The sequence below is a fragment of the Parvibaculum sp. genome (genome assembly GCF_045863935.1).
Taxonomy (GTDB): Bacteria; Pseudomonadota; Alphaproteobacteria; order Parvibaculales; family Parvibaculaceae; genus Parvibaculum.
The window spans coordinates 14,324-33,796 of record NZ_BTVP01000013.1 but is presented as its reverse complement, the minus strand read 5'-3'; the positions used below and the strand labels follow the sequence as shown (position 1 = coordinate 33,796).

Below are 19,473 nucleotides of genomic sequence, written 5' to 3'. Positions count from 1 at the left end.
TTTTTCCTGCGCCCATCGCGCCCATGCCTCGACCGAAGGCATCACCTATTTCCTGCCATCCTATGCGGGTCGCGCCATGCAGGCCGAACTCGACGCGCTCGACGCGGCGCTTGGCAATCCGAAGCGCCCTGTCGTCGCCATCGTCGGCGGCGCCAAGGTTTCGACCAAGATTGCGCTCCTCGGCAATCTCGTGAAGAAGGTCGATGCCCTGGTCATCGGGGGCGGCATGGCAAACACCTTCCTTGCCGCGCAGGGCAAAAAAGTAGGCAAGTCGCTCTGCGAGCCGGACCTCTTCGACACAGCCCGCCACATTCTGGCGAATGCGCGCGGCGCAAAATGCGACATCGTGCTGCCGACGGACGTCGTGGTGGCGAAGGAATTCAAGGCAGGTGCTGCGGCCCGCGTTACCACCGTGGACGACGTGCCCGACGACGAAATGATCCTCGACATAGGCCCCGATACGCTCGCCCATCTCGCCGCGCGTTTCGAAACCGCGAGCACTGTGGTCTGGAACGGCCCTCTCGGCGCTTTCGAGGTACCGCCTTTCGACAGGGGGACAACGGAGGCCGCACGCATCGTCGCCATGCGCAGCAAGCAGGGTGCGCTTGTCTCGGTGGCAGGCGGTGGCGACACGGTGGCGGCCTTGAACGAGGCGGGCGCCGCCGACGACTTTACCTATGTTTCCGCCGCGGGCGGGGCCTTCCTCGAGTGGATGGAAGGTGTTGAACTGCCGGGTGTGGCTGCTCTAAACCGCAAGTAAGCGAGCCGGCACCCGGTTCATCTTTTGATATCCAGAGGACAGGACAATGACTGAGACGCTTGAATCGATTGCACAGGCCATGGTGGCGCCGGGCAAGGGCATTCTGGCAGCCGACGAAAGCTCCGGCACGATCAAGAAGCGGTTCGACGCGATTAACGTCGCTTCCACGGAAGAGAACCGCCGCGATTACCGCGAGCTTCTGTTCCGCACCGAAGAGGCCATGAAGAACCACATTTCCGGTGTGATCCTCTATGACGAGACGATCCGCCAGAAGGCGAAGGACGGCACGCCCCTCGTCGACCTCATCAAGAAGGCGGGATCCATTCCCGGCATCAAGGTCGATGCCGGTGCGAAGCCCATGGCTGGCTTTCCGGGCGAAACCGTGACGGAGGGCCTCGACGGCCTTCGCGAGCGCCTCGCCGAGTACTACGACCTCGGTGCCCGCTTCGCGAAATGGCGCGCGGTGATCGACATTGCCGATGGCATTCCGACCAACGGCTGCATCGAGGCGAATGCCGAAGCGCTTGCCCGCTATGCCGCCCTTTGCCAGGAAGCGAAAATCGTCCCGATCGTCGAGCCCGAAGTCCTGATGGACGGCGCGCATACCGCCGATCGCTGCTTTGAGGTGACCGAAGCGACGCTCCGCGCGGTCTTCAGCCGCCTCGCGCTCCACAATGTGAACCTCGAAGGCACGATCCTGAAGCCGAACATGATCGTCTCGGGCAAGAAGTGCCCGACACAGGCCAGCGTCGAGGAAGTGGCGGAAAAGACCATCGCCTGCTTCAAGCGCACCGTTCCCGCCGCCATTCCGGGCATCGTCTTCCTGTCGGGTGGCCAGTCGGACGAAGATGCGACGGCGCACCTGAACGCGATGAATGCGATCGGCGGCTTCCCCTGGAAGATGTCCTTCTCATATGGCCGTGCATTGCAGGCCGCCCCGCAGAAGGCATGGAGCGGCAAGACGGAGAATGTGCCCGCCGCCCAGAAGGCGTTCCTCCACCGCGCCCGGATGAACGGGCTCGCCGCTCTCGGCCAGTGGCAGGCCTCGCTCGAAAAGGCTGCCTGATATCCATTCGGACTACCTTGTAAACGCCCCGCTTCCGCAAGCGGGGCGTTTTGTCTTTGCCCCGTCACCGCGCTAGAACATCCCCATGACCGACGAAGAAACACGCGAGCCCTGCCGCCTCTATCTCATTACCCCGCCCCGCTTCGAGCCGCGCGCCTTCGCCGACACGCTGAAGATGGCGCTCGACGCGGGCGATGTCGCCTGCCTGCAGCTTCGCCTGAAGGGCGAGAACGAGGCGCCGCCGGAAGCGGACGCCATCCGCGGTGCGACCGAAATCCTGATGCCGCTCGCGCAAGCCCGCGACGTCGCATTCCTCATCAACGACCGGCCCGACCTCGCGGCCGAACTTGGCGCCGACGGCACGCATATCGGCCAGACGGACACAAGCTATGCCGAGGCCCGCAAGCTCGTCGGACCCGACCGGATCGTCGGCGTCACCTGCCACAACTCGCGTCACCTCGCGATGGAAGCGGGGGAAGCAGGCGCCGATTACGTCGCTTTTGGCGCCTTTTATAAAACCGACACGAAAGAGCCTATAAGTATGGCTGACCCGGATATCCTCACCTGGTGGTCGGAGATGTTCACAGTGCCTTGCGTCGCAATCGGGGGGATAACGCCGGACAATGCGGCACCGCTCGTTCGTGCAGGCGCCGATTTCCTGGCGGTGTCCTCCGGTGTCTGGGCTCACGAAGCAGGACCTGCCGCGGCGGTCCGCGCCCTGAACAGGGTTATGATCGAGGAAAGTAACGTCCGATGAGACATCTCCGGGCAGCGTTGATGGTGGCAGTCGCCTTGCTTCTTGCCACGGCATTGCCTGCGGTAGCGCAAGGCGACGCCGATCCGATGGCCCCCGCTGTCGAAGCCTATCGGGCGGGCCGCTATGAGCAGGCACTTCTCGTTGCCGCCCCGCTTGCCGAAAAGGGCAATGTGCAGGCGCAACTCATGCTCGGCTCGATCTACAACAACGGCGAAGGCGTCGCTTCCAACCCGGAGGTGGCGGCCAGATGGTTTGCCAAGGCGGCGGCCCAGGGCGATGCGAGCGCGCAATATGCGCTCGGCATGCTCATGGAATATGGCAGCGTCGAGGGTGCCGACCCCTCTGCCGCCCGCAAGCACTTCCGCGATGCGGCGGAGCAGGACCACGTCGCCGCGCAGACGGAGCTCGGCCTCATGTACACAGCCGGTCGCGGCGGCGCGCAGGATCTGGGCGAAGCCGCAAGCTGGTTCGACCGGGCCGCCGCCAAGGGAAGCGCGGACGCGCAATATTATCTCGGCACGCTCTACGCCGCCGGCAAAGGCAAGCCCCGCAATCTCGGCGAAGCCGCCCGCTATTTCCGGCTCGCCGCCGACCAGGGGCAGCCTCAGGCCGCCTATCAGCTCGGGCTGATGCTGCAGGACGGGGTCGGCATGGAGAAGAACCTCGCCCAGGCCACCAAGCGCTTCCAGCAAGCGGCGCAGAAAGGCGTGTCCGGGGCGCAAACATCGCTCGGCTTTGCTTATCTGGGTGGCGACGGCGTCGAGAAGAACGAGACGCTTGCCGCCAAATGGTTCGTCGAGGCCGCCATGCGGGGGGATGCACTGGCCCAGGATCGCCTCGCCCGCCTCTATTTCCTTGGCCAGGGCGTCACCCGCGATATCGCCGCCGCGCTTTTGTGGCTGACCCTTGCCGAACGGAACGGCATGACCGACGACACGCTCCGAAGCGCCATGGAACCGGAAATCACCCCTGAAATCCGAGCTCAGGTCGAGGCGGAGATCGAAAAGCTCGAAAAAGCGAACGCCGCCGCGAACTGACCGGCCGGGCGATCTCTTGCCGGGACACCGAAAGGCACTGTGCATGGGCGGCGCGGGATGTTATCAGAGCGCCGGTTGCAGGCTCCCCTGAGGAACCGGCACCTCATATCCTTTTCAAGAATTCGAGCGCCCCATGAAGATCAACGGCAACGAAATCCGTCCCGGCAACGTCATCGAGCACGAGGGCGGCCTCTGGGCAGCGGTCAAGGTCCAGCACGTGAAGCCCGGCAAGGGCGGCGCCTTCGCGCAGGTCGAACTGAAGAACCTCGTCGACGGACGCAAGCTCAACGAACGCTTCCGTTCGGCCGAAACGGTGGAGCGCGTCCGCCTCGAGCAGAAGGACTACCAGTATCTCTACGAGAATGACGGGATGCTGACCTTCATGGACAACGAGACCTACGAGCAGATCGAACTCGCCAAGGACTGGGTCGGCGACCGTGCCGCCTTCCTGCAGGACGGCATGAAGGTGACGGTGGAAAGCCACGAAGGAACTGCGCTCGGCATTTCGCTCCCCGATCAGGTGGTTCTCGAAATCACTGAAACCGAACCCACCGTGAAGGGCCAGACGGCGGCAAGCTCCTACAAACCGGCTCTGCTCGAAAACGGCGTTCGCGTGATGGTGCCGCCCTTCATCACCACGGGGGAAAGGATCGTCGTCGACACGAACGAAGTCACCTATCTCCGCCGCGCCGACTGAACGGTTCCAATATGTCCCGCCATACCCCCTCGATGAGCGTAATGGTTGCAGCCGCCCGCAAGGCGGCGCGCGGCCTGCAGCGCGACTTCGGCGAAGTCGAAAACCTGCAGGTCTCGCTCAAGGGGCCGGCGAACTTTGTAACCGCCGCCGACAAGAAGGCGGAGAAGGTTCTTTTCGAGGAACTGTCGAAGGCGCGGCCTGGCTATAGCTTCCTGATGGAGGAAGGTGGGGTCGTCGAAGGCAGCGACAAATCGCACCGCTGGATCATCGATCCGCTCGACGGCACGACGAATTTTCTCCATGGCATTCCGATGTTCGCGATTTCGATCGCGCTGGAACGCGACGGACAGCTCGTGGCAGGCCTCGTCTATAACCCGATTTCCGACGAGATGTTCATTGCCGAAAAGGGCCAGGGCGCATTTCTCAACGATCGCCGCATTCGCGTCGCCGTGCGCCGCGATCTCGCACAGGCTGTCGTCGCCACCGGCATTCCCCATATCGGCCGTCCGGATCATGCGCGCTTCGGCGCCGAACTCGGCATCGTCATGAACGAAGTGGCGGGTGTCCGCCGCATGGGTTCCGCCGCGCTCGACCTCGCCTATGTCGCCGCCGGACGCTTCGACGCTTACTGGGAAGCCGCGCTCGCTCCCTGGGACATGGCGGCGGGCATCGTCCTCGTCCGCGAGGCGGGCGGCTTTGTCGCCGATCTCAAGGGCGGCGACACCATGCTCGACAGCGGCGGCATCGTCGCCGGCAACGACATGCTCTACCGCAAGCTGGGCGACCTGCTGAAAAAGGCCCATAAGCAGGGCTGAACGGCCGATTTTCTTTAAACACGGACAGTGCGAAGACGGTGACGCTTGCTCAGGGCATTGCCGCGGGCCGCCTGCGGGCGAGCGCCATGGGCAATGTAGACGAGGGCGACGCCCTCGAAGACCGCGTGGATATCCGCTTCGACGGATATTGACCGCCACCCCGCAAGAAAAGCCCCACTTCCGCCGGATTCTCCTCTTAAAGCCCTCGCTATGCAGAGGCCTGTTCCGCAACCGCGAACACGCCTAAACTGCATCGAGACGCCGCCCGCCACGGATGATCCTGCCACGCATGACAATAGCCCGACGCATCGAAAGAAGACGCGCAAGCCCGTTGGGAGCGATCATGCTTGCGGCGATATGGCTGATCCTCGGCAATGCGCTGCCGGCTTTCGCGGCCGAAGCGCCGCTATCGCCGCCGCAGCCGGCCCTTGTCCGCGTGGTCTTCGATCCCGATACATCGTCGATCAATAAAACCGCGCGGGAAGAGCTGGTCGCCTTTGCGGAAGATTTCCAGCGCCGCAGCGGACGGCTTGAACTGCGCGCCTATGCAGGCCCGCCGCACGACACCTCGTCGAATGCGCGGCGGCTGGCACTCAAGCGCGCACTTTCGGTGAGGCGCGTGCTGGTCTCGAATGGCGTCAAGGCGGAGCGCATTCACGTGCGCGCACTCGGGGGTACGTCCGACAACGGTCCGCAGGACCGCGTGGACGTGAAGCTTTTCGGCGGCTAAGGCCGCCCGGCAGAGAAGAAGGGCAGAACGCATGGCCAGGGAAAAGACGGACGGAATCGCGCTCTCCCAACCGCGGCCTTACCTGATGCGGATGATCTTCTTCATCATCCTCGCAGCCTTCGTCGCAGCAATCCTCTACCGGCAGATCGAGACGGCCTTCCTCGCCAATCCGGGCCTCAACGGACTTATCCTCGGCGTCCTCGTCATCGGCATTCTCTACGCCTTCCGGCAGGTGCAGTCGCTGCGCGGCGAAGTGCGCTGGGTGAACGACTTCCGCCGCGCCGACCCCGGTCTCGCCACGCCTGCCCCGCCCCAGCTCCTCGCCCCCATGGCGACGATGCTCGGCGGCCGCACGGGACGGATGCAATTGAACGCGCTCTCCATGCGCTCGATCCTCGACTCGCTCGGTTCGCGCCTCGACGAACAGCGCGAAATCTCGCGCTACATCATCGGCCTGCTGATCTTCCTCGGCCTTCTCGGCACCTTCTGGGGCCTCCTCACGACCGTCACCTCCGTTGCGGGCACGATCCAGGGCCTGAGCGTCGAGACGGCCGACCCGGCAACGGTGTTCGCCAATCTCAAAGCCGGCCTCGACGGTCCATTGAGGGGCATGGGAACGGCCTTCTCCTCCTCGCTTTTCGGTCTTGCCGGATCGCTGGTCCTCGGCTTCCTCGACCTTCAGGCCGGACAGGCGCAGAACCGCTTCTACAACGAGCTTGAGGAATGGCTCTCCACGGTGACGAACCTTTCAGGAGACTATGATCCGACCGCACCCGCCATGCTGGGCGAGACGGCAAAGCGCCTGCGCAACATCGAACAGGCGCTGGCCTCAGGCGGCGACCAGGCAACGCTGAAGGCGCTTGCGGGCCAGATCATCGCGCTTACCGAGCAGATGCAGGCCGAGCGGCACTTGCTGGTGCAGATGGCCGAGAACCAGCGGGCGCTGCAACCGGTGCTTGAAGAACTGGCCCGTCGTCTCGGTCCGCGGGGCTGACGCGTCATGGCACTCGTCAGCAGACGCATAAGAGGCCGCGCGCCTACCGGGGATTACTGGCCAGGCTTCGTCGACGCGATGTCGAGCCTGCTGCTGGTGCTGATCTTCCTGCTCACGATTTTCATGATCACGCAGTTTTTCCTGAGCCAGCTTGTGAGCAACAAGGATTCCGCACTCGAAAATCTCAGGAACCAGATCGCCGAACTCGTGAACCAGCTTGCGCTCGAACGGCAGGAAAAGGCCGACTTGCAGGTGACGATCCTGTCGCTGCAGGATTCTCTTTCCTCCGCGACGGCCGAACGCGACCGCCTCGCAGCACTCGCCGAGGAAGGCGCGGGCGCCGGCTCGCGCGTTGCCGAACTCGAAAGCGCACTCGCCGACGAGAAACAGGTTTCGATCGAAGCACTCGCGCAGGTGGAGCTCCTGAACCAGCAGATCGCCGCATTGCGACGCCAACTGGCAACGCTATCGGCGGCGCTCGACGCGGCCGAACAGAAAGACCGGGAGCAGCAGGCGCAGATCGCCAATCTCGGCCGCCGTCTCAATGCGGCGCTCGCGCAGAAGGTCCAGGAGCTCGCGAAATACAGGTCCGAATTTTTCGGCCGCCTGCGCGCCATCCTCGGCGACCGGCAGGATATCGAGATCGTCGGCGACCGCTTCGCCATGCAGTCCGAGATCTTCTTTGCCTCGGGCTCCGCCGATATCAATCCCTCAGGCAAGCAGCAGCTCGACAAGATCGCTCAGGCGATCCGGGAGATAGCGGCTGAAATTCCGGACGATATCCCCTGGGTGCTGCGCGTCGACGGGCACACAGACGCGAACCCGATCGCGACGCCGCAATTCCCTTCGAACTGGTATCTCTCCAGCGCCCGCGCGATCGCTGTCGTGAACTACCTCACCGAAAAGGGCGTTCCCGAGAACCGGCTGGTCGCCGCCGGCTTCGGCCAGTTTCATCCGCTCGAACAGGAACGCAGCGAAGCAGCCAACCGGCGCAACCGCCGCATCGAATTCAAGCTGACGGAGCGCTGATCACCAGGCGCGCAGTTCTTCCGACTGCGTGCAGACAAGAACGCGCGGCTCGAATACCTGCCCGAGCAGCATCTTGTCCCCATAGCCGGCAGCAACGCTGATGCCTGAAATTTCCCCACCGAGATTGAGATAAATCGTGCCCGCCTTCTTCTGCGAGGGCTCGATCCTGACGACCTGGCTCGGCGAAAGCTCCGCCGGGTCAGCGGCGTGAGAAACGAAATCGAGAACCTTTGGGTGCGCGCCGATGAGCAGCGTCCCATCCGGCTGCACGTCGATATTGTCGACGCCGGTGCCGAGACGAACGTGGTCGGCACCCGCAAGAGCGCCCGTTTCGGCATCGCGCTCATAGACATACATGCTCATGCCGAGCGTGGAGGCAACGTAGACCGTCTGCCCATCCGGGCTCACGTTGATGCCATTCGGATAGAGCAGCGTGTCCGCGGCAACCGAGGCTTCGCTGCCGTCGAAATAGACGACATTGGAGTTCCGCAGCAGCAGCCCGTCGGAAAGCGTGCGCACAAGGCCGCTCTTTGTCGTGTGGTCGTTCGTCGCATAGAAGCTGCGCGGGCCGACCGCCACCACATCGTTCAACGAAACGAAAAGCGAGCTTTCGACACTCTCCTCATGCGAGAGCGTACCGTCCGCCGCAATACCGAAAATCTCGACCCTGTCGCCCCCCTTGGCAGGATGACTGACGACGAAAAGCCTGCGCGCTCCGTCTTCATCGATATGAAGGCTGATGCCATGCGGCCGGAAATCCTCGGGCGTGGCAGGGGTAACGGGAGACAGGGCCCAGTCGGCTTCGGGTGCCGAAAGGTCGATCGTGTAGATGCCCCCGCGCACGGCGTCCGATCCCGGCGCGCCCGCCATGACCGCGCGGCGGTCGTAAGCCGAGACATAGGCAAGCTTGCGCTCATGGTCGATTGCGATGTCCTCAGGTCCCGGAACGGCGGGAATGGCACGGCAATCGGCCGCGATCTCCTGACGAATGCCGGTGAAATAACCGGCCGCGGAAAGGAAGCGCCAGGCGAGAACACTGACGATTACGACAACGGCAAGGGCAATATAGCCCGCGATACGCCAACCTCTGAACATGCTCTCCCCCTCTTTTCGTTGTCAGCCGCCGATATTGGCGGAACGCTCGCCGGCGGCATTTTCGAAATCCTGTCCGGCCGCAAATTGCAGCCGCGCGAGGCGGGCATAAAGTCCGCCCTGCTTCACGAGTTCCTCATGCGTGCCGGAAGCAACGACGCGGCCCTCGTCCATTACCACGATGCGGTCCGCTTTGAGCACAGTCGCAAGCCGGTGCGCGATGACGAGCGTCGTGCGGTTCTGCATCAGACCTTCAAGGGCCTGCTGCACGAGCTTTTCGCTTTCCGCATCGAGCGCGCTCGTCGCCTCGTCGAGCAGGAGGACCGGCGCGTCGCGGAGGATCGCCCGCGCAATCGCGATGCGCTGACGCTGCCCGCCCGAAAGCATCACGCCGCGCTCGCCGACTTCGGTTTCGTAGCCTTGCGGCAGGCGCATGATGAAGTCGTCGATCCGCGCGGCAGCGGCCGCCGCACGCACTTCTTCGAACGTCGCCTCGGGCCGCCCGTAGCGGATGTTCTCGGTGACCGTCGTACCGAAGACGACCGTTTCCTGCGGCACGAGCGCCAGATGGCTGCGCAGCACTTTCGGATCCGCGTCGGTGAGATCGACACCGTCGAGCCGGATGCGGCCCTGTTGCGGGTCATAGAAGCGCAACAATAGCTGGAAGACCGTGCTCTTGCCGGCGCCCGAAGGGCCGACCAGCGCCACCGTTTCGCCGGGCGAGACTGTGAGCGAATAATCGTGCAGGGCGGAAACACCCGGACGCGACGGATATGAGAAGGTCACATTCTCGAAGGAGATTTCGCCGCGCGGCGTTTCGATGGGGATGGGCCGCGCAGGCGCAGCGATTGCCGGCTCGACATCGAGAAGCTCCATCAGCCGCTCGGTCGCGCCTGCAGCCATCTGCATGTCGCCCCAGATTTCCGAAAGGGCCGCAAGTGCGGAGGCGGCGAAGACGGCATAGAGGATAAATTCGAACAGTTCGCCGCCCGACATCGTGTCGGCAAGAACGGCATTCGCACCGACCCAGAGCACACCAACGACGCTCGACAGACCGAAGAAAAAAACGAGCGCGGTGAGGACGGCCCGCGCCACGATGCGCGAACGCGAACTATCGAAAGCATGCTCGACATGCTCGCCGAAACGCTCATTGTCGATCTTCTCATGCGTGAAAGCCTGCACGATCTGAATGGCGTTGAGACTTTCCGTTCCGAAAGCGCTCGTATCCGCAAGCCGGTCCTGCGCCGAGCGGGAGAGGCGCCGGACCCATCGCCCGAAGACGATAAGCGGCAGAAGGATGGCCGGGATGGCGAGAAGTACGAGGCCCGAAAGATAGGGGCTCGTCGCCGCCATCATCGCCGCCGCGCCGAAAAACAGAAACACGTTGCGAAGCGCGATCGACGCCGAGGAGCCGACCACCGTCTTGATGAGCGTGGTGTCGGCGGTGAGGCGCGACAGCACCTCGCCCGTACGCGTAAGCTCAAAGAAGGCCGGCGAGAGTTTCAGGATGTGTTCGTAAACGTCCCGCCTGAGATCCGCGACGACCCGCTCGCCGAGCCAGCTCACGAAGAAGAACCTCGCCGCGCTCGCAATGCCGAGCACCAGGGCGACGATGACCAGGGCGAGGAAATACTGATCGATGAAAGCTGCATTCTCGCGGCTGAAGCCGTTGTCGATTACGCGGCGGCTCGCCATGGGGATTGCAAGGGTCGCGAGCGTCGCGAAGACGAGAGCGATGAAGGCAAGCGCCACCATCGCACGGTAGCGGCCGAGAAAGGGCAAAAGCCGAAGCAGCGGGCGGGCGCCCTTCGCGGGCTTCCGGCGCAGTGCTTCTTCTTCAATGGCCTCGACGACCGGATTCGATGTTTCGCTCATAAGGCTCTCAATTGGCGCTCCCGGTCGGCATTTCCGGCTGTTCGCGCAAGGGAGGCGACCCTATGCCAGGCCCGGCACCCGTGTATAGTTTCGGCGCGCCGCTGATATAGCAATCATGCGAGCCCGGGAGCAATGATACGGCCCCGCCAGCGGCTGCGGCATGACCGCGCAAAACCTGCGAAATGGCTCCAAAACCGGCCTTGCAACAGCATCCGGCCTTCGTTATAAGCCCCCATTCCGGCAGCGCAGGCATTCCCGAAGGAGTGCCGCCGCGCGCCATTGCAAGACACCGGGCACCTGCGGGGCAGGCCCAAAGCTTCAGGAAGGCCGAGAGCCATGAAGAAAGATATCCATCCGGACTACCACTTCATCACCGTTCAGATGAACGATGGCTCCACATTCAAGACCCGCTCGACCTACGGCGCCGAGGGCGAAACGCTGGTTCTGGACATCGATCCGACCACGCACCCGGCCTGGACCGGCGGCGGACAGCAGATCCTCGATCGTGGCGGCCGTGTGAGCCGGTTCAAGAAGAAGTTCGGCTTTATTGGCGGCTGACCTCGAGCACCTCGAGACCAAGCAAAAAAGCCCCGCTTTCGCGGGGCTTTTTCTTTGGGAATCTGCAGAAGCTTATTCCGGGCGGTACTTGCGGCGGCCGAACTCGCGGCGCGGAAACTCCATGGACAGATGCTCGCGGAAGAAGTCCTCGACGCGGGCAAACTGCTCGGCAAGCGGATGGCTCTTCGGCGCGGCAGTCCCGTTCACACGAAGCTGCGTATCGAGACGCTCGACCCGCGCATAAAGCCGTTCCGAACGCTCGATCAACTCCCTGAGCTTCGCCGGCAGCGCTTCGACCCCGTCGAAACGCGGCTGACGGGCGATCTGCTTGGTCGCGAGCGCGTATTTCTCCGAGTTCGCCTCCTCTACCGTCATCTCGCCCTCATGCACTGCCTTGCGGACGAGGAGCCAGGAGGCAACCTGCATCAGCCGCGTGGTAAGGCGCATGCTCTCGCCCGCATAGGCAAGCGAAGCGTCCCTGGCGAGCGCTCTGGCAGCCTCGCGGCCGGGACCGTCGAGATAGGCGGAGGTCTCCTCCACGAGGCGCATCCCCTCGCTATAGGTGCGCTGGAAGAGGCCCGAAGCCATGAACTCCGAAAGGGTCACGCATTCGGCCCCCGCGAACCCGATCTCATCGTCCTTCGTGTCGTAGACGGTCATCCCGCAATCCCCGGTCCTTGTTACGCAGCCAGCGGAGACGGATGCTCCATACCGGCACACTCGGGGATAGAGGGATCAATATCCGTGCCATCGGGGACACGAGACGGGTTCAAAAACAAAAAAGAGCCGCGGGAAAGCCCGCGGCTCAGTTCTAACAGGGAGGCGTCAAACAGAGTGGATAGGAGCCACTCAAAATCCAGAAGACTGGATTACGCAAGGTCACCCTAGCGCCTTCATTCCTAACAGCAAGTTAATCTTGTGGCAATTTGACGCGGAGGGCGTCTCGACCCGGCCCCCTTCCCGATGCGCGAGAGGGGCGGAAAAAGCAAGCTATTCCAGCACGTTAACCAAGGGCGTCTACTTTCTGAACAGCGCTTCAGCCGCCGACAGCGAGCCCTGCTTCTTTTCGAGCTGATCCCGGATGCGCGCAATCTCGATTTCAAGCGCACTGATTCGTTCCCTGAGCTCCTCGATCCCGAGAAGGCTCAGATCCTCCCGGGCAAGCGCCTGAAGAGCCTCTCCGCGCCGCCGCCTTGGCTCCAGGTCGTCCGTATCCATGGCGATCTCCTCATCTGCCTCGGTTGCCAGTCTGAGGGGGCCGGGCTAGACCTGCAACCCGCGTGAGAGCCCCCATCCGAGGTACCGACATGGCCGACCTGCCGAAGCTCATGAAATCGATCGCGATACGTGAACCCGGCGGCCCCGACGTACTGGTACCGGCCGAAATCGAAACACCCGTGCCCGGCCATGGCGAGATCCTGATCCGGGTCGCCGCGGCGGGCGTCAATCGCCCGGACACCATCCAGCGCATGGGTCTCTATCCGCCGCCGCCCGGCGCACCTGCCACGCCGGGACTTGAGGTCGCGGGCGAGGTCGTGGAGACGGGCGCAGGCGTCACGCGCTGGCGGGTGGGCGACAAGGTCTGCGCGCTGGTCGGCGGCGGCGGCTATGCCGAATATTGCCTCGCGCATGAGTCCCACGCTCTGCCCGTGCCGAAGGGCTTTTCCATGGTGGAAGCGGCGGCGCTGCCCGAAACCTTCTTCACCGTTTGGACCAACGTGTTCGAGCGCGGCGCGCTGAAGCCGAGCGAGACTTTCCTCATTCATGGCGGCACGAGCGGCATCGGCACGACGGCGATCCAGCTCGCCTCGATTTTCGGGTCGACGGTGATCGCAACAGCGGGCTCGGCCGAGAAATGCAGAGCCTGCGAAAAGCTTGGCGCGCATGCCGTGAACTACCGCGAGCAGGATTTCGTGGAGGAAGTGAAGCGGCTGACCGGCGGCCGGGGCGCCGATGTTATCCTCGACATGGTGGGCGGCGACTATATTCAGCGGAACATTCAGGCAGCCGCCGCCGACGGGCGCATCGTCTCGATTGCGTTTCTGAACGGCTCGACGGCGGAAGTGAATTTCATGCCCGTGATGCTGAAGCGGCTGACACTGACGGGTTCGACATTACGCCCCCGCAGCATCGAGGAAAAAGCGGCGCTCGCCGCCGCACTTGAAGCGAAAGTGTGGCCGTTGCTCGACGCGGGCCGCGTGAAGCCGTTGATCGACAAGGTTTTTCCGCTCGAGCAAGCAGCGGATGCCCACGCGCTTATGGAAAAGAGCAGCCATATCGGCAAGATCGTGCTGACGCTCTGAGCCGCATCCGCCGAACAATCTGGTTCCCCTCACGGAACTTTTCGCCCGCCTGCGCATAGTTATGGGCAGGGAACGGCATGGCCTTGCGCGGAGATAATCCGTACAGGGAAAAGATCGTGCCGCTCCCCTTGCGTCAACGGAACAGGGAGACAGACGATGGCCATCACAAGGCGCAGCTTCACCGCCGTCGCGGCAGCGATTGCGGTGCTTCTTTCGCTCGGCATCGCGCAGAACGCGGAAGCCGCAACAGCGGAAGACCTCAACAAGGAAGCCGAGCACGCGCTCGAAAAGCTCTACCGCACGAACGCGGTCGCGAAGGACATTTCCGAACAGGCGAAAGCTGTCCTCGTATTTCCGAATATCGTGAAGGCCGGCCTCGTTTTCGGCGGCGCCTATGGCGAAGGCGTGCTGAAAGAAGGGGGCAAGGTGAACAACTACTACAACTCCGTGACCGGCTCCTGGGGCCTGCAGGCAGGCGCCCAGTCCTACGGCTACGCCGTCTTCCTGATGAACGACAAGGCCGTCGACTATCTCAAGGAAACGCATGGCTGGGAGATCGGCGTTGGCCCCACGGTCGTGGTGGTCGATGAGGGCGCGGCGAAGAACCTGTCGACCTCGACGCTGAAGGAAGACGCCTATGCCTTCATCTTCGACCAGGAAGGCCTGATGGCGGGTGTGAGCATCGAGGGGACGAAAATCTCCCAGATCGACCGCTAAACACCGATTGCGACGAAAAAGGGCCGGAATCCGGAGGGATTCCGGTCCTTTTTCATGAATAGCGCCGATCCGGCCGAAGCCGACATTCCGCTTTCATTGACTGCCTTTTCGCCCTATATAACGGCCATATCCACTCATCGATGGACATGAAAAGCGGTTTATCCGGAAAGCCCCGGATGGATCAGAGGAATTGATATGGCACAGCCCCTTATGCCCAAGGCGACGGCCGTCTGGCTTGTCGAAAACACCTCGCTCACCTTTGACCAGGTGGCGGATTTCTGCGGTCTTCACGTTCTCGAAGTGAAGGGCATCGCCGATGGCGATGTGGCCCAGGGGATCAAGGGCATGGACCCGGTCGTCTCCGGCCAGCTGACCCGCGCCGAGATCGAGCGCTGCCAGCAGGACCCGGATCTGCGGCTGCAAGTCTCTGAAAGCAAATACAAATTGCCGCCGATCGCGCCCCGCAAGGGCCCGCGCTACACGCCCGTTTCACGCCGCCAGGACCGCCCTGACGCGATCGCCTGGCTGCTCCGCAACCACCCGGAACTGACGGATGCGCAGGTCTCCAAGCTCGTCGGCACGACGAAACCCACGATCCAGTCCGTGCGCGACCGCAGCCACTGGAACTCGCCGAACATCAAGCCGGTCGATCCCGTAACCCTCGGACTTTGCACGCAGATCGAGCTCGACGCGGCGGTGCAGAAGGCCGCCCGCAAGGCCGAGCGCGAGCGCCGGAAGGCCGACAAGGCCGCCGGCGGCACCGGCGAGACGCTGCTGCCCGCGAGCGAGACGACGGCGCCCGAGCCGCGGCACGCGACCATCGCGGAGCCGGAAAAGGAAGAAGAGAAAAAGAGTTACGACGCGGACAGCGTTTTCGCGAGCCTCAAGGACGTGAAGATCGAGGACGAAAACGAGGATTAATCCCGCCTCACTGTCACAAATCGAAAGGCGCGGGAAACCGCGCCTTTTTTGTCTGCCCGCGCGACTGTCATCAGAATGTCACGAGACTGTCACAAAGGGGATAAGTCGTTCGTCCGTATACGGATAAAAAAAAGAAATTATCCCCGGTTCCGGGACATCGCCTTCCCCGGCAATCGATCATCGCCGCCCGGAACAAGATAAAAAGATATCCTCGCTCACTTGTCCCCGGACCTCCCGGAATCGATCGTGAAGCTGAGCCCTGGCTTCACCGCTGCCGGCCTGCCCCCTCGCACGAAGATGTCCCCCGGCTCCGGCGCACTGAGCAGAAGATCGGCCAGAGCGCGCCGCTGCGCCAGATCGAGCTTCGGCGCGGCCGTCACGATCAGGTTGATGAAGCCTGCCCCGAACTCCTCCATGGCGGCGTTGAGCGCCTTCGCTTTTTCGGCGATTTCCTCCGTCTGCGGATTTTCCCTGGAGAGGGCTTCCGCGAAAGCTGCACGCGCCACAGAGGCGCGCTTTGCGCGCGCCGCCGCCTCGCTATCCCGCTCCAGGAGCCGCGCGAGAAGCAGCCGGTCCTCCAGACCGAACTCCGGCGTCTTTATGGCCACAGGCCCGAATGCCGGGCGCGACATCACAAATCCCGGCGTTGGCCCGGGCACCAGCAGCAAGGCAACAATGAAGCCGAGCAGGCCTGCATTCACAAGGAGCGAGCCGACGAGAAGATGTTCCAGCCGAAACCTGCTCATCACAGATAGCCTCCAGTTGTGACGCTCTGCACCACGCCCACCATGAGCGTCCGGACGAGCGCACTCGCCCGAATGTCGATGAGACAGATGGCAAGCGCTGCCCCCATCGAAAAGCTTGCCAGCGACGCACCGACAATGCGTGGCCGCAGAAGAAACCTGGAAAGATCGATGACCGCAGGCCGCGAGGCAGGCGCAGCCGTTGCGGCAGCGGCAATGCGGTCGGCAAGACCGCCGGGCGCGCGAGAGAGCCCGTCCGCTTCCGCCGCTCGCCACAGAAGCGCTTCAAAGGGCTCCCGCGCCCCGGAAGCACGACGACGGAAAAGACGCCGCTTCAAGGAATTCGTGACACGCTCCCACTCTATTGCCATTTTTCGAGGTCCCCCAAAACCCTCTGAAGATTGGCACGACCGCGCTTGAGCAGCGACTCCAGCGCGTAAACGGTAACTTCCAGAATAGCCGCCGCCTCCTCGTTCGAGTAGCCCTGATAGTAACGCAACACGATGGCGGAGCGCTGGCTCACAGGAAGCGTCATGAGCGCCGCCTGCACCTTGCGCGCGATACTGCGCTCATGCGCCCGCTCATGAGGACCGGGCTCCGGATCGACAAACATTTCGTCCACCAGCGCCACATGGCTGCCGGGCTTCTTGCGGCGCATATAGTCGATGCAGATACGCCGCGCGAGCACCATAAGCCATGCCTCGAAAGGAAGTCGCTCTCCATCCCACCTGTGACCGTTGCGCCAGACACGAAGAAACACGTCCTGTACGAGATCTTCCGCGTCCGTGCGATTGCCCGTGACGCGCGTGCAATAGCCGTAGACACGGTCCACATGGCGGCCCACGAGAATACGGAACGCGCCTCCATCGCCGGCAGCCGAACGCGCGGCCAGCTCCTCGTCCGTCATCTCCGGAAACGACGCCCCCAAAACCAAACCCCCAAACCGGATTGCGGGGGGTCGCCCCTCGCGTCCGTTCCGACCGCCGTGTGCGCGGCATGAAAGAAAAACGCATGAAAGGGAAATTTCCGTCGAAAGCGCGCCCGGAAATCCCGCTGCCTGCGTATCTGTTTATGGGTCCAGTGACCGGCATCGCTCCCGCGTGACGGCATTTGGCTCCACTTGCTTCGGCGGTTCCTTGTTCCTCCCGGCCAGTCAGCAGGGGCATCCCTCAAATGCACGAATGTGGAACCGCCGGAGTTCTTTTTTAGACCTCCTCCTTACTTCTCTCGTCCTGTGAGTGCGTGATCACGGGCCGTCCTGAAAGGACGGCCCGTTTATCTTGTTGCGAGTTTTGGCCGTCCCTCAGGACGGCCCGTTAATCTTGTTACGAGTTTTGGCCGCCCTTCAGGACGGCCCCCTCTCATTGTGCGCGTTTGGGCCGCCCCCGAAAGGGCGGCCCATCCCGTTTTCAAACTCAACTGTCGCGAGCCTTCAACCGTCAGAAGGCATAGGAGACGGTGAAGGAGGCGAAGTCCTTGTCGGAACCTGAATTGTAGTATTCGTTGCCGAAGCGGTTGGTCCAGCTGATCGAGGCCGACCAGGACTGATAGGAGGCGTTCGTTCCGACCGTCACGGCCTTGGTGCCTTCCACGAAGCCCGGTCCGATGGGTCCGGCGGAATAACCTTTCACGTCATGCCCGAACTGCACGAAGGGCTGCAGCTTCCACGCGCTGTCGAAGACGTTGTTGTAGTCGGCAAGCGCGACGAGCCTGTAGCCCCAGGAGAAGCTGTCGGCATATTGCACCGTTCCGCAACCGCAGGAATCGCCGAGGATGAGGTTGGTGATGGCATTGGGATGCGCTTCACCCGAACGGGCCGTCGAGAGATACCCGGTGGACGCACTGTAGTCCTGAATCCACTGGAAGCCCGCATTGCCGACGAGGATGAGGAGATCCGAACCGATCGCCCCCACGAAGGGGTTCGATGCGGCGAGCGTGCTTGTCGTACCGAACTGCCCCGTCACGACATCATACTTGGAGTAGCCCGATATGACGTCGCCTTCGGAAACGTCCGAACCCGAATAAATGTCGTCGAGAGAGACGCCGTAGAGCGCCGACAGATAGGCGCCGAGAGCCGGGTTGTAGTTATTGAAGTAATTCTCGACGTCATTCGCGTTGATTTCCACATCCGGCAACTGGAACGGCATGTCGACGGTATAGAGGAGTTCGCCCTGGAGAGCGGTGCCGCCGAGAAGATTGGCAAGCGACGTGTTGAAGCTGAAACCAAGCTCCTGAATGTCCTCCGGGTAGACGCTCTGATATTCCTTCGTGTTCGACGCGTTCGTGAGGTCGGTCGGTATATCTCCTGTAATCGTGATCGCGCTGAGATCGGCGGCCGTGAAGGTGCCGATGGGCAGCTTCGAGTGATAGTTCACGAAATAGAGCCCGAACTCCGTGCCCTGGTTGACCCAGTCGGCGTAGTAGCGTGCCGCAAGACCGTACTGACCCTGATCGTCCGCCTCGTCGTCCGCGATGCGCTGAATGTAGATCGGCGCGAGATCCGGATCGTCCGTGCCGGCAGCCGTGACGCCGCTCAGCACATAGGCGCCGCCTTCGCAGGCCGAATCCGTGGTGCTGAAGAAGGTGCCGCAGGCGTCGAGCTTCGTCCGCTCATAGGCGAAAGTGTAGAAGCCCTCGATCGAGACCTCGTTCGGCAGGCCGATCGATGCGAAGACCGAACCCTCCGGCAGCAGGGCTTCCTTGATTTCCGATCCCGGCGTCCGCAAGGCCTGCACGTCGACCGGCAGATAGGAATTGATACCGCCGGTGATGAAGACGCTCTCACCCCAGTTGATGACCTGGCGGCCGACGCGAACCGATAGCGGCCGCCCCTCGACATCGAAATCGCCATAGACGAAGGCATCGAGAATGTCGATGTCGTAGCTCGCCTCGTCGCGCGGACCCGAGCCCCTGTAGGCATCGTTCATCGGACGATTGCCGAAGCGGGTCGATACATCGCCCTGATGCTCGGCGTTCCAGTAATCGTAGAACGCCTTGACGCGCAGGAAGCCGCCATAGTTTTCGTAGGTCACGCCGATGTCGGACACAGCCTTTGCGGTGATCGAGACCGGGTCGTAGCGCTCCGTGTTGACGTTGCCGTCGTCGTCATTGGTGCCGTAGGTGGTGCCGGGTCCGCCCGCGCAGCCGCCATTGCCAGACGATATCTTGGCGCAATCCTGGCCGCCGGTGCGGATCGTCGCGCCGACCGAAACGATGGTGTCCACCTGCACGTTCACGTCGCCAAGCTGTATCTCGCTTGCCGCCGCACCCGATGCAATTGCCAGAAAAAACGCCGAAGAAAACGCAAGACTCAACGCAACTCGTTCGTGCGTACGCATGCACGCCCCCTCCCTCTTTTATGTCCCGCCATCGGACCGGG

General features: G+C 62.9%; 21 protein-coding genes. 13 read left to right on the top strand and 8 right to left on the bottom strand.

Annotated elements, in window-relative coordinates; all coding sequences use genetic code 11:
- The 9 genes from ACKUUH_RS07335 to ACKUUH_RS07295 all read left to right on the top strand — a co-directional run.
- Positions 1 to 760 (top strand): phosphoglycerate kinase (locus tag ACKUUH_RS07335; RefSeq protein ID WP_407949236.1); only part of this gene is annotated, 760 nt, incomplete at its 5' end.
- A 46-nt stretch (positions 761 to 806) separates the two neighbouring features.
- Positions 807 to 1,826, top strand: coding sequence for a class I fructose-bisphosphate aldolase (locus ACKUUH_RS07330; protein ID WP_407949235.1), 1,020 nt, complete (start codon positions 807 to 809; stop codon positions 1,824 to 1,826).
- Positions 1,827 to 1,911: 85 nt separating this feature from the next.
- A complete protein-coding gene (gene thiE, locus ACKUUH_RS07325) occupies positions 1,912 to 2,583 on the top strand; it encodes a thiamine phosphate synthase (RefSeq protein WP_407949234.1) in 672 nt (223 codons plus the stop codon).
- Complete coding sequence (locus ACKUUH_RS07320; RefSeq protein WP_407949233.1) at positions 2,580 to 3,620, top strand: tetratricopeptide repeat protein; 1,041 nt, start codon at positions 2,580 to 2,582, stop codon at positions 3,618 to 3,620. The genes thiE and ACKUUH_RS07320 overlap by 4 nt, the downstream gene beginning before the upstream one ends.
- Positions 3,621 to 3,753: 133 nt before the next feature.
- Complete coding sequence (efp, locus tag ACKUUH_RS07315; protein WP_407949232.1) at positions 3,754 to 4,317, top strand: elongation factor P; 564 nt, start codon at positions 3,754 to 3,756, stop codon at positions 4,315 to 4,317.
- Between the two features lie 11 nt (positions 4,318 to 4,328).
- Complete coding sequence (locus ACKUUH_RS07310) at positions 4,329 to 5,132, top strand: inositol monophosphatase family protein (protein WP_407949231.1); 804 nt, start codon at positions 4,329 to 4,331, stop codon at positions 5,130 to 5,132.
- Positions 5,133 to 5,475: 343 nt separating this feature from the next.
- Entirely contained in the window at positions 5,476 to 5,862 is a 387-nt protein-coding gene (locus tag ACKUUH_RS07305; protein ID WP_407949230.1) for an OmpA family protein, read from the top strand.
- 31 nt (positions 5,863 to 5,893) lie between these two features.
- Positions 5,894 to 6,856: a flagellar motor protein MotA gene (locus ACKUUH_RS07300; RefSeq protein ID WP_407949229.1), complete on the top strand. Its 963-nt coding sequence runs from the start codon at positions 5,894 to 5,896 to the stop codon at positions 6,854 to 6,856.
- 6 nt (positions 6,857 to 6,862) lie between these two features.
- A complete protein-coding gene (locus ACKUUH_RS07295) occupies positions 6,863 to 7,885 on the top strand; it encodes a peptidoglycan -binding protein (RefSeq protein ID WP_407949228.1) in 1,023 nt (340 codons plus the stop codon).
- On the opposite strand, the gene ACKUUH_RS07290 is transcribed toward ACKUUH_RS07295, so the two are convergent.
- Both ACKUUH_RS07290 and ACKUUH_RS07285 read right to left on the bottom strand, forming a co-directional pair.
- Complete coding sequence (locus ACKUUH_RS07290) at positions 7,886 to 8,980, bottom strand: SMP-30/gluconolactonase/LRE family protein (RefSeq protein ID WP_407949227.1); 1,095 nt, start codon at positions 8,978 to 8,980, stop codon at positions 7,886 to 7,888.
- Positions 8,981 to 9,001: 21 nt separating this feature from the next.
- A complete protein-coding gene (locus ACKUUH_RS07285; protein WP_407949226.1) occupies positions 9,002 to 10,852 on the bottom strand; it encodes an ABC transporter transmembrane domain-containing protein in 1,851 nt (616 codons plus the stop codon).
- Positions 10,853 to 11,188: 336 nt separating this feature from the next.
- Here ACKUUH_RS07285 and rpmE point away from each other — a divergent pair, with 336 nt between their 5' ends.
- Positions 11,189 to 11,410 carry a 50S ribosomal protein L31 gene (rpmE, locus tag ACKUUH_RS07280; RefSeq protein WP_407949225.1) on the top strand — a complete coding sequence of 74 codons (222 nt, stop codon included), beginning with the start codon at positions 11,189 to 11,191 and terminating at the stop codon, positions 11,408 to 11,410.
- Positions 11,411 to 11,482: 72 nt separating this feature from the next.
- Here the strand turns inward: rpmE and ACKUUH_RS07275 are convergent, their stop codons facing one another.
- Together ACKUUH_RS07275 and ACKUUH_RS07270 are read right to left on the bottom strand one after the other, a co-directional pair.
- Entirely contained in the window at positions 11,483 to 12,070 is a 588-nt protein-coding gene (locus ACKUUH_RS07275; RefSeq protein ID WP_407949224.1) for a DUF1465 family protein, read from the bottom strand.
- Positions 12,071 to 12,427: 357 nt separating this feature from the next.
- Positions 12,428 to 12,628: a DUF1192 domain-containing protein gene (locus ACKUUH_RS07270; RefSeq protein ID WP_407949223.1), complete on the bottom strand. Its 201-nt coding sequence runs from the start codon at positions 12,626 to 12,628 to the stop codon at positions 12,428 to 12,430.
- An 89-nt stretch (positions 12,629 to 12,717) separates the two neighbouring features.
- Here ACKUUH_RS07270 and ACKUUH_RS07265 point away from each other — a divergent pair, with 89 nt between their 5' ends.
- The 3 genes from ACKUUH_RS07265 (at position 12,718) to ACKUUH_RS07255 (ending at position 15,351) form a co-directional block, all read left to right on the top strand.
- The gene (locus ACKUUH_RS07265; protein ID WP_407949222.1) at positions 12,718 to 13,713 is read left to right on the top strand and encodes an NAD(P)H-quinone oxidoreductase; all 996 of its coding nucleotides are present in this window, start codon (positions 12,718 to 12,720) and stop codon (positions 13,711 to 13,713) included.
- 156 nt (positions 13,714 to 13,869) lie between these two features.
- Entirely contained in the window at positions 13,870 to 14,430 is a 561-nt protein-coding gene (locus tag ACKUUH_RS07260; RefSeq protein WP_407949221.1) for a YSC84-related protein, read from the top strand.
- A 195-nt stretch (positions 14,431 to 14,625) separates the two neighbouring features.
- Complete coding sequence (locus ACKUUH_RS07255; protein WP_407949220.1) at positions 14,626 to 15,351, top strand: DUF1013 domain-containing protein; 726 nt, start codon at positions 14,626 to 14,628, stop codon at positions 15,349 to 15,351.
- A 215-nt stretch (positions 15,352 to 15,566) separates the two neighbouring features.
- Here ACKUUH_RS07255 and ACKUUH_RS07250 read toward each other — a convergent pair whose 3' ends face one another.
- From ACKUUH_RS07250 to ACKUUH_RS07235, 4 genes are all read right to left on the bottom strand, one after another.
- Positions 15,567 to 16,097 (bottom strand): hypothetical protein, encoded by a 531-nt coding sequence (locus tag ACKUUH_RS07250; protein WP_407949219.1) that lies wholly within the window; start codon positions 16,095 to 16,097, stop codon positions 15,567 to 15,569.
- Entirely contained in the window at positions 16,097 to 16,465 is a 369-nt protein-coding gene (locus tag ACKUUH_RS07245) for a hypothetical protein (protein WP_407949218.1), read from the bottom strand. The genes ACKUUH_RS07250 and ACKUUH_RS07245 overlap by 1 nt, the downstream gene beginning before the upstream one ends.
- Positions 16,456 to 17,001, bottom strand: coding sequence for an RNA polymerase sigma factor (locus ACKUUH_RS07240; RefSeq protein WP_407949217.1), 546 nt, complete (start codon positions 16,999 to 17,001; stop codon positions 16,456 to 16,458). Before ACKUUH_RS07240 ends, ACKUUH_RS07245 begins: the two co-directional genes overlap by 10 nt.
- Positions 17,002 to 17,533: 532 nt before the next feature.
- On the bottom strand, positions 17,534 to 19,432 hold the full coding sequence (locus tag ACKUUH_RS07235; protein WP_407949216.1) for a DUF1302 domain-containing protein: 1,899 nt from the start codon (positions 19,430 to 19,432) through the stop codon (positions 17,534 to 17,536).
- Positions 19,433 to 19,473 lie beyond the last annotated feature (41 nt).

Excerpts from the sequence above, each read along its gene's own strand:
- ACKUUH_RS07330 (WP_407949235.1), top strand. The coding sequence starts at position 807 with ATGACTGAGACGCTTGAATCGATTGCACAGGCCATGGTGGCGCCGGGC.
- thiE (WP_407949234.1), top strand. The coding sequence starts at position 1,912 with ATGACCGACGAAGAAACACGCGAGCCCTGCCGCCTCTATCTCATTACC.
- ACKUUH_RS07320 (WP_407949233.1), top strand. The coding sequence starts at position 2,580 with ATGAGACATCTCCGGGCAGCGTTGATGGTGGCAGTCGCCTTGCTTCTT.
- efp (WP_407949232.1), top strand. The coding sequence starts at position 3,754 with ATGAAGATCAACGGCAACGAAATCCGTCCCGGCAACGTCATCGAGCAC.
- ACKUUH_RS07310 (WP_407949231.1), top strand. The coding sequence starts at position 4,329 with ATGTCCCGCCATACCCCCTCGATGAGCGTAATGGTTGCAGCCGCCCGC.
- ACKUUH_RS07305 (WP_407949230.1), top strand. The coding sequence starts at position 5,476 with ATGCTTGCGGCGATATGGCTGATCCTCGGCAATGCGCTGCCGGCTTTC.
- ACKUUH_RS07300 (WP_407949229.1), top strand. The coding sequence starts at position 5,894 with ATGGCCAGGGAAAAGACGGACGGAATCGCGCTCTCCCAACCGCGGCCT.
- ACKUUH_RS07295 (WP_407949228.1), top strand. The coding sequence starts at position 6,863 with ATGGCACTCGTCAGCAGACGCATAAGAGGCCGCGCGCCTACCGGGGAT.
- ACKUUH_RS07290 (WP_407949227.1), bottom strand. The coding sequence starts at position 8,980 with ATGTTCAGAGGTTGGCGTATCGCGGGCTATATTGCCCTTGCCGTTGTC.
- ACKUUH_RS07285 (WP_407949226.1), bottom strand. The coding sequence starts at position 10,852 with ATGAGCGAAACATCGAATCCGGTCGTCGAGGCCATTGAAGAAGAAGCA.
- rpmE (WP_407949225.1), top strand. The coding sequence starts at position 11,189 with ATGAAGAAAGATATCCATCCGGACTACCACTTCATCACCGTTCAGATG.
- ACKUUH_RS07275 (WP_407949224.1), bottom strand. The coding sequence starts at position 12,070 with ATGACCGTCTACGACACGAAGGACGATGAGATCGGGTTCGCGGGGGCC.
- ACKUUH_RS07270 (WP_407949223.1), bottom strand. The coding sequence starts at position 12,628 with ATGGATACGGACGACCTGGAGCCAAGGCGGCGGCGCGGAGAGGCTCTT.
- ACKUUH_RS07265 (WP_407949222.1), top strand. The coding sequence starts at position 12,718 with ATGGCCGACCTGCCGAAGCTCATGAAATCGATCGCGATACGTGAACCC.
- ACKUUH_RS07260 (WP_407949221.1), top strand. The coding sequence starts at position 13,870 with ATGGCCATCACAAGGCGCAGCTTCACCGCCGTCGCGGCAGCGATTGCG.
- ACKUUH_RS07255 (WP_407949220.1), top strand. The coding sequence starts at position 14,626 with ATGGCACAGCCCCTTATGCCCAAGGCGACGGCCGTCTGGCTTGTCGAA.
- ACKUUH_RS07250 (WP_407949219.1), bottom strand. The coding sequence starts at position 16,097 with ATGAGCAGGTTTCGGCTGGAACATCTTCTCGTCGGCTCGCTCCTTGTG.
- ACKUUH_RS07245 (WP_407949218.1), bottom strand. The coding sequence starts at position 16,465 with ATGGCAATAGAGTGGGAGCGTGTCACGAATTCCTTGAAGCGGCGTCTT.
- ACKUUH_RS07240 (WP_407949217.1), bottom strand. The coding sequence starts at position 17,001 with ATGACGGACGAGGAGCTGGCCGCGCGTTCGGCTGCCGGCGATGGAGGC.
- ACKUUH_RS07235 (WP_407949216.1), bottom strand. The coding sequence starts at position 19,432 with ATGCGTACGCACGAACGAGTTGCGTTGAGTCTTGCGTTTTCTTCGGCG.